At 34.6% G+C, this 8,086-nt stretch carries 8 protein-coding genes; 7 read left to right on the forward strand and 1 reads right to left on the reverse strand.

Translation table 11 applies throughout. The features are described 5' to 3' along the window. Positions 1-232 precede the first annotated feature (232 nt). The 7 genes from rpsD to ABD792_RS07660 all read left to right on the forward strand — a co-directional run bounded on the left by rpsD (position 233) and on the right by ABD792_RS07660 (position 7,641). A complete protein-coding gene (rpsD, locus tag ABD792_RS07630; RefSeq protein WP_345005282.1) occupies positions 233-838 on the forward strand; it encodes a 30S ribosomal protein S4 in 606 nt (201 codons plus the stop codon). Positions 839-935: 97 nt separating this feature from the next. Next, a complete protein-coding gene (locus ABD792_RS07635; RefSeq protein ID WP_199112832.1) occupies positions 936-1,928 on the forward strand; it encodes a DNA-directed RNA polymerase subunit alpha in 993 nt (330 codons plus the stop codon). A 155-nt stretch (positions 1,929-2,083) separates the two neighbouring features. Continuing rightward, complete coding sequence (rplQ, locus tag ABD792_RS07640; RefSeq protein WP_345005283.1) at positions 2,084-2,560, forward strand: 50S ribosomal protein L17; 477 nt, start codon at positions 2,084-2,086, stop codon at positions 2,558-2,560. An 89-nt stretch (positions 2,561-2,649) separates the two neighbouring features. Continuing rightward, positions 2,650-3,759 (forward strand): glutamine-hydrolyzing carbamoyl-phosphate synthase small subunit, encoded by a 1,110-nt coding sequence (gene carA, locus ABD792_RS07645; RefSeq protein WP_345005284.1) that lies wholly within the window; start codon positions 2,650-2,652, stop codon positions 3,757-3,759. Positions 3,760-3,909: 150 nt separating this feature from the next. Next, a complete protein-coding gene (gene eno / locus ABD792_RS07650; protein ID WP_345005285.1) occupies positions 3,910-5,199 on the forward strand; it encodes a phosphopyruvate hydratase in 1,290 nt (429 codons plus the stop codon). 172 nt (positions 5,200-5,371) lie between these two features. Next, complete coding sequence (locus tag ABD792_RS07655) at positions 5,372-6,658, forward strand: citrate synthase (RefSeq protein ID WP_345005286.1); 1,287 nt, start codon at positions 5,372-5,374, stop codon at positions 6,656-6,658. 68 nt (positions 6,659-6,726) lie between these two features. Beyond that, positions 6,727-7,641 carry a dimethylarginine dimethylaminohydrolase family protein gene (locus ABD792_RS07660; RefSeq protein ID WP_345005287.1) on the forward strand — a complete coding sequence of 305 codons (915 nt, stop codon included), beginning with the start codon at positions 6,727-6,729 and terminating at the stop codon, positions 7,639-7,641. On the opposite strand, the gene ABD792_RS07665 is transcribed toward ABD792_RS07660, so the two are convergent. Then, the gene (locus tag ABD792_RS07665; protein ID WP_345005288.1) at positions 7,642-8,043 is read right to left on the reverse strand and encodes a RidA family protein; all 402 of its coding nucleotides are present in this window, start codon (positions 8,041-8,043) and stop codon (positions 7,642-7,644) included. Positions 8,044-8,086: the final 43 nt, after the last annotated feature.

Genomic DNA, 8,086 nt, shown 5'->3' on the forward strand with positions numbered 1-8,086 from the left:
GTTTACTGTTTTGTTAAAAGCATATCTGTAAACCTGCCCTGAGCCAAGGCAAAGGAGTAAAAACGACAAAAAAATTAATATCATCTGATTTAAAGATGGTATTAATTTTTTGTATAAATTTGCAAACTGAAAAATAATAACAATAACAAGTATCAAAAACAAGAGATTACTGGTTATCGAAGGATAAGATTAAGACCTTAATTCATAACTACTCTTAAAAACACAATTTAAAATGGCAAGATATACTGGTCCTAAAACTAAAATAGCTCGCAAGTTTGGTGAAGCTATTTTTGGAGAAGATAAGTCTTTTGAAAAAAGAAATTACCCTCCAGGTCAACACGGTAACGCTAAGCGTCGTGGAAAAAAATCTGAATATGCAATCCAGTTAATGGAAAAGCAAAAAGCTAAATACACATACGGTGTTTTAGAGCGTCAGTTCAGAAATATGTTTAAACGTGCAAGAGCTGCACAAGGTATTACCGGTGAGGTATTATTACAATTATGTGAATCTAGATTGGATAATGTAGTCTACAGAATGGGAATTGCTCCATCTAGAAGTGCTGCAAGACAATTAGTGTCTCACAGACACATTACTGTTAATGGAGAATTAGTAAACATCCCATCCTATTCTTTAAAAGCTGGAGATATTATAGCCGTAAGAGAAAAGTCTAAGTCTTTAGATGTAATAACGCAATCTTTGGCTAATTCAAACCACGTTTACGAATGGATTACATGGAATAACGATACTAAGCAAGGAACTTATGTTGCAGTTCCTGCTAGAATTCAAATTCCAGAAAACATAAACGAGCAATTCATAGTCGAATTATACTCTAAATAATAATTTAAAAACATTGGTATTTAGCCAAAGGGTTTATTGGTACTTCTTCAAACTTTTAAACCGCGCAACTAAATAGCAATTAAAACGAAGAAAAAATATGGCAGTATTTAATTTTCAAAAGCCTGACAAAGTAATCATGATTGATTCAACCGATTTTGAAGGCAAATTCGAATTTCGTCCTTTAGAACCCGGTTATGGATTAACAGTAGGTAACGCATTAAGAAGAGTTTTACTTTCATCTTTAGAAGGATTTGCTATTACATCGGTTAAAATTGAAGGTGTAGATCATGAGTTCTCTACGATTGCTGGCGTTGTTGAAGATGTTACAGAAATCATTTTAAACCTAAAACAAGCTCGTTTTAAAAGACAGATCGATGACATTGACAACGAATCTGTTTCAATATCGATTTCTGGGCAAGATCAAATTAAAGCTGGTGATTTCCAGAAATTTATTTCAGGATTCCAAGTGTTAAATACCGAATTGGTAATTTGTAACTTAGATCCTAAAGTAAACTTTAACTTAGAGATTACTATAGAAAAAGGTAGAGGTTATGTACCGGCAGAAGAAAACAAAAAAGCTGCTGCTCCTATAGGAACTATCTTTACAGATTCAATATACACACCTATAAAGAATGTTAAGTATAGCATAGAGAATTACCGTGTAGAGCAAAAGACAGATTATGAAAAATTGGTTTTTGAGATCATTACGGACGGCTCTATTACACCTCAAGATGCTTTAACAGAAGCAGCTAAAACCTTAATTCACCACTTCATGTTATTCTCTGATGAGCGTATTACATTAGAAGCTGATGAGATTGCACAAACTGAAACATATGATGAAGAATCTTTACATATGAGACAGCTTCTTAAAACGAAGTTAATCGATATGGATTTATCGGTACGTGCACTTAATTGTTTAAAGGCTGCCGAAGTAGATACATTAGGAGACTTAGTGTCATTTAACAAAAATGATTTGATGAAGTTCCGTAATTTTGGTAAAAAATCATTAACAGAGCTTGAAGAGCTTGTAAGTGTTAAGGGTTTGAATTTCGGAATGGATTTAAGTAAATATAAATTAGATAAAGACTAACAATTTTGAATTGTAGATTTTTGAATGGCAAATTAAACACTGTCAAGTTTCTTAAATTTAAAATTGTAAATCAAAAGAGTAAATTAAATAATTAATACCTTCATATTTTGCTCCCCAAAAAGGGTAGAGACAAGATGAAGACTAAATGAAATGTCATGAGACACGGAAAGAAATTTAACCATTTAGGAAGAAAATCAGCCCACAGAAAATCAATGTTGGCTAACATGGCTTGTTCTTTGATAGAACACAAACGTATCAATACAACTGTAGCTAAAGCTAAAGCTTTAAAGCAGTTTGTTGAGCCTTTGATTACCAAGTCAAAAGAAGACACTACACATAACAGACGTATTGTAATGTCTAGATTGAGACAAAAGGATGCCGTTACTGAGTTGTTTAGGGATGTGGCAACAAAGATTGCCGATAGACCAGGTGGTTATACTAGAATTATTAAGTTGGGTAATCGTTTAGGAGATAATGCAGACATGGCTATGATAGAGTTGGTAGATTATAACGAAATCTACAACGCAGAAAAAGCCAAGAAGAAAACAACAAGACGAAGCAGAAGAGGTGGTTCTAAGCCAGCAGCCGCTCCAGTTGTTGAAACGAAAGCAACCAACGAAGAGGAAGAATAGATGTTAATATACATTTAAAATATAAAGGATAAACTATTTTAGTTTATCCTTTTTTTTGTGCAATTTTGCAAAACTTTTTTATTGAATAAATGAAATATCAAAAAAGACAAAATGCCATAATTCTTTTGGCAGACGGTACTATTTTTTATGGAAAAGCTGTAGGTAACAAGCAAGGAACTTCATTTGGTGAAGTATGCTTTAATACGGGTATGACTGGGTATCAAGAAATTTTTACCGATCCTTCTTACTACGGCCAATTGATGGTAACAACCAATGCCCACATTGGTAACTACGGAACTAATGCAGAAGAAATTGAATCAGATTCTATTAAGATAGCTGGTTTGATTTGTAAAAATTTTAGCTACGATTATTCTCGTGATGCTGCAGATAGTTCTTTAGAGACATTTTTAAATGATAACAACCTTTTGGCAATTTCTGATGTAGACACAAGAGCTTTAGTGAGCTATATTAGAGACAATGGGGCTATGAATGCCGTAATATCTACGGATGTTGATAATATTGACGGTTTGAAGAAACAATTAGCTGAAGTGCCAAATATGAATGGTTTGGAGTTGGCATCAAAAGTATCAACAGAAGAGCCGTATTACTTCGGAGATGAAAATGCGACTTATAAAGTGGCAGCTTTGGACATTGGAATCAAAAAGAATATATTACGAAATATTGCTCAACGCGATGTTTACATAAAAGTGTTCCCTTATAATGCAACATTCGAAGAGTTGAGTGATTGGAACCCTGATGGTTATTTCTTATCTAATGGGCCAGGAGATCCAGAACCTTTAAAAGAAGCGCAAGCTTTGGCAAAGGAGATTATTAATAGAGATTTGCCATTATTTGGCATCTGTCTTGGTCATCAGGTTATTGCAATAGCAAACGGTGTATCAACTTATAAAATGCATCATGGACACCGTGGTATTAACCATCCAGTAAAAAATCTTACTACTGGTAAAGGAGAAATTACATCACAAAACCACGGATTTGCAGTAAATAGGGAAGAAGCCGAATCTCATAGCGATTTAGAAATAACACATGTACATTTAAATGACCATACAGTAGCTGGATTGGCAATGAAAAACAAAAATTGTTTTTCGGTTCAGTACCATCCAGAAGCTAGTCCAGGTCCACATGATTCTTCCTATCTTTTCGATCAGTTTATAGAAAATATAAAGAAAAGCAAATAAAATAGTCAGCCCTCAAGAAAACCTCATTTTTTTGAGGGCTTTGTTTACTAAAACGTTATAGAGGAGATTTTGGTTATTTCTTTAAAAACCTCTAAAATTAAACAAGATTTAGCCGTAAATTTGAAGTAATAAAAGTTAAAAATAAGACATATGAGCGCAATAATTAATATCCACGCAAGACAAATTTTAGATTCTAGAGGTAACCCTACAGTAGAAGTAGATGTTGTAACAGAAAATGGTATTTTAGGTAGGGCAGCTGTACCTTCAGGGGCTTCAACAGGAGAACATGAAGCTGTCGAATTACGAGATGGAGGCGATACTTATATGGGGAAAGGCGTATTAAAAGCAGTTGAAAATGTTAATTCCATTATAGCCGAAGAATTATTAGGTGTATCGGTGTTTGAACAAAATTTAATCGATCAATTGATGATTGATTTAGATGGAACTTCAAACAAATCCAAATTAGGAGCCAATGCAATTCTTGGAGTATCTTTAGCAGTAGCTAAAGCGGCAGCATCAGAGTTAGGATTACCGTTGTATCGTTACGTAGGTGGTGTTTCTGCTAACACACTTCCCTTACCAATGATGAATATTATCAATGGAGGGTCGCATAGTGATGCTCCAATTGCATTCCAGGAGTTTATGATTATGCCTGTAAAAGCAAATAATTTTACACATGCAATGCAAATGGGTACAGAAATATTCCACAACCTTAAAAAAGTATTACATGAAAGAGGTTTGAGTACAGCTGTTGGTGATGAAGGTGGTTTTGCTCCTACTTTAGACGGTACTGAAGATGCTATCGATACTATTGCAAAGGCTGTAGAAAAAGCAGGTTACAAGTTCGGAGAAGAAGTTAAGATTGCTTTAGATTGTGCTTCGGCAGAATTTTATGAGAATGGAGAGTATAACTACAAGAAGTTCGAAGGCGAAACAGGTAAGGTAAGAACCAGTAAAGAACAAGCGGATTACTTGGCTGAACTGGTCGAAAAATACCCTATTATTTCAATAGAGGATGGAATGGATGAAAACGACTGGGAGGGTTGGAAATACTTAACCGAAAAAGTAGGCGAAAAAGTACAACTTGTAGGTGATGATTTATTTGTGACTAATGTAGAACGCTTATCTCGCGGTATCGAAAATGGTATAGCAAATTCTATTCTTATTAAGGTTAACCAAATAGGAACCTTAACAGAAACTATTGCAGCTGTAAATATGGCTCATAATGCAGGTTATACCTCAGTGATGTCTCACCGTTCTGGAGAGACCGAAGACAATACTATAGCCGATTTGGCAGTAGCATTGAACACTGGTCAAATAAAAACAGGATCCGCATCACGTAGTGACCGTATGGCAAAATATAACCAATTGCTTCGAATTGAAGAGGAATTAGCAGATGTTGCTTACTTCCCACAAGAAAAGGCTTTTAAAATAAAATAGCCAGATGATAATATTTTAGTAAAAAAGCGATTATTTTTTTAAATAATCGCTTTTTTTTGAGGTCATTTTAACTAAAATTTAAAATGACTAAATCTTTGCAGGAAACCTTTAAAAACGGAGAGATATTTCGTAAATTAGCGACTCTCAAAATCAAAAAAACAATTTTAAATATATGTCAAATACTGCCACTATAGAAATTAACGGTACGAAGAATGAATTTCCTTTAGTTACAGGAACAGAAAATGAAGTAGCTATAGATATTTCTAATCTAAGAAGTGTAACGGGAGGTATAACAACTTTAGATTCGGGATATAAAAATACGGGATCTTGTGAAAGTGAAATTACGTTTTTAGATGGTGAAAAAGGAATTTTAAGATATCGAGGATATTCAATAGAGGAATTGGCCGATAAAGCTGATTTTTTAGAAGTAGCTTTTCTTTTAATATTTGGAGAATTGCCTACTAAAGAGCAGAGTGATAAATTTCATGCAGATATTAAAGCGCAGTCTATTGTAGATGAAGATGTAAAGAAGATTTTAGATGCCTTTCCTAAGTCGGCACACCCAATGGGAGTTATAGCCTCCTTAACAAGTGCTCTAACTGCATTTAACCCATCTTCGGTGAATGTGAATTCCGAAGAAGATATGTATAAGTCGGTGGTGAAAATTCTGGGTAAATTTCCAGTATTGGTTGCATGGACACTCCGTAAGAAGGAAGGGTTGCCATTAGATTATGGGGATAAAAACTTAGGTTATGTTGAGAACATCTTAAAAATGATGTTTAGACAGCCTAATGAAGAATATGTTCAAAACAAAGTTTTGGTTGATGCTTTAGATAAGCTTTTAATCCTTCATGCAGACCATGAGCAGAACTGTTCTACATCTACAGTTAGAATTGTTGGTTCTTCACATGCAGGCCTGTTTGCTTCCCTGTCGGCGGGAATATCAGCTCTTTGGGGACCGTTACATGGTGGGGCAAATCAAGCTGTTTTAGAAATGCTTGAGGCCATAAAATTAGATGGGGGTGATACCAAAAAGTATATGGCAAAAGCAAAAGATAAGACCGATCCATTCCGTTTAATGGGCTTTGGCCACAGAGTATATAAGAATTTTGACCCTAGAGCAAAGATCATAAAAAAAGCTGCAGATGAAGTATTAGGTGATTTAGGAGTAGTAGACCCTATTTTAGATATAGCCAAAGGATTGGAAAATGAAGCTTTACACGACGATTATTTTGTGAAAAGAAAATTGTATCCGAATGTAGACTTTTATTCAGGGATCATTTATAGAGCTATGGGAATTCCAACCGATATGTTTACTGTTATGTTTGCATTAGGCCGCTTGCCAGGGTGGATTGCGCAATGGAGAGAAATGCGTTTGCGTAAGGAACCAATAGGAAGACCAAGACAGTTGTATATTGGTAAAACACATAGGTCGTTCCTGCCTATTGACCAAAGATAAAACAAAGTTGTTCAAAAAAATAAGAAGCTTCATAACTAATACTTATGGAGCTTTTTTATATTTACAGCATGTTAAAACTTCATATAAAAAACGAAACCGCAAGATTGCGTGCAGTTATTTTGGGAACAGCCGAGAGCAATGGGGCAATTCCCAAGGTTGAAGATTGTTATGACCCTAAAAGCATTCAGCATGTTTTGGAAGGTACCTATCCAACCGAAGAGGATATGGTTATAGAAATGGAAGCTGTGGCTGCTGTTTTTAAGAAATATGATGTTAAAGTTTTTAGACCAGAAGTTATTAAAGATTGTAACCAGATTTTCTCGCGAGATATAGCTTTTGTAATTGAAGATAAAATTATTAGAGCAAATATACTTCCTAATAGAGAGCAGGAAATTAAGGCAATACAATACGTATGGGATCAAGTTGATAGTAAAAACAGGATTGTTTTACCCGATGAATGCCATGTTGAGGGCGGAGATGTCATGCCGTGGAACGATTATATATTTATTGGGACTTATTCAGGAGAAGATTATCCCGAGTTGATTACGGCCAGAACTAACATGGATGCAGTTATAGCCATTCAAGAGTTATTCCCAAACAAGATTGTTAAATCATTTGAACTCAGAAAATCAAATACAGACCCAAAAGAAAACGCTCTACATTTAGATTGTTGCTTTCAGCCAATAGGGAAAGACAAGGCTATTATTCATAAAAACGGCTTCTTGATTGAAAGAGAGTATGAATGGTTGGTTGATTTTTTTGGAAAAGAAAATATTTTTGAAATTACTAAGGACGAAATGTACGATATGACCAGTAATATATTTTCTATTTCAGAAGATGTAATTGTTTCCGAAAAGAATTTTACAAGATTAAACAAATGGTTGCGTAGTCAAGGTTTTACCGTTGAAGAAGTACCCTATGCTGAAATATCTAAACAAGAAGGTATGTTGCGTTGTTCTACTTTGCCCTTAATTAGAGAGTAATTAAGGTTTTAAAGCGGTTACTTCAATTTCAATTTTCATTTTATTATCGGCTAAACCAGCATTTATCATCGTAGCAGCAGGCCGTATGTCGCCAAAGTACTTTTTAAGTACCGGCCAACATTGTTTAAAATCATCCGCATTTGGAAGTATATAAGTTACTCTAACTACATTAGCTAAAGAAGCGTCTGCTTTTTCTAAGGTATCTTTAATGTTTTTTAAACACTGTTCTGTCTGTGAAACCAAATCATCACTAATAGTCATGGTTTTGTAATCATATCCTGTGGTACCAGATACAAAAATCCATTTATCTTGAACAACAGCTCGAGAATATCCTATTTCAAATTCAAAGGGCGATCCTGTACTTATTAACTTTCTAACCTGAGTTCGACGTAATGATTTAATAAAAAAGAGCTAGTTGCGGTGTGTTTTCTGTTTCAAATTTAAT

Origin of the sequence: Snuella lapsa (assembly GCF_039539345.1) — a bacterium.
GTDB classification, from domain to species: domain Bacteria; phylum Bacteroidota; class Bacteroidia; order Flavobacteriales; family Flavobacteriaceae; genus Snuella; species Snuella lapsa.

Excerpts from the sequence above, each read along its gene's own strand:
- rplQ (WP_345005283.1), top strand. The coding sequence starts at position 2,084 with ATGAGACACGGAAAGAAATTTAACCATTTAGGAAGAAAATCAGCCCAC.
- ABD792_RS07635 (WP_199112832.1), top strand. The coding sequence starts at position 936 with ATGGCAGTATTTAATTTTCAAAAGCCTGACAAAGTAATCATGATTGAT.
- rpsD (WP_345005282.1), top strand. The coding sequence starts at position 233 with ATGGCAAGATATACTGGTCCTAAAACTAAAATAGCTCGCAAGTTTGGT.
- ABD792_RS07660 (WP_345005287.1), top strand. The coding sequence starts at position 6,727 with ATGTTAAAACTTCATATAAAAAACGAAACCGCAAGATTGCGTGCAGTT.
- eno (WP_345005285.1), top strand. The coding sequence starts at position 3,910 with ATGAGCGCAATAATTAATATCCACGCAAGACAAATTTTAGATTCTAGA.
- ABD792_RS07655 (WP_345005286.1), top strand. The coding sequence starts at position 5,372 with ATGTCAAATACTGCCACTATAGAAATTAACGGTACGAAGAATGAATTT.
- carA (WP_345005284.1), top strand. The coding sequence starts at position 2,650 with ATGAAATATCAAAAAAGACAAAATGCCATAATTCTTTTGGCAGACGGT.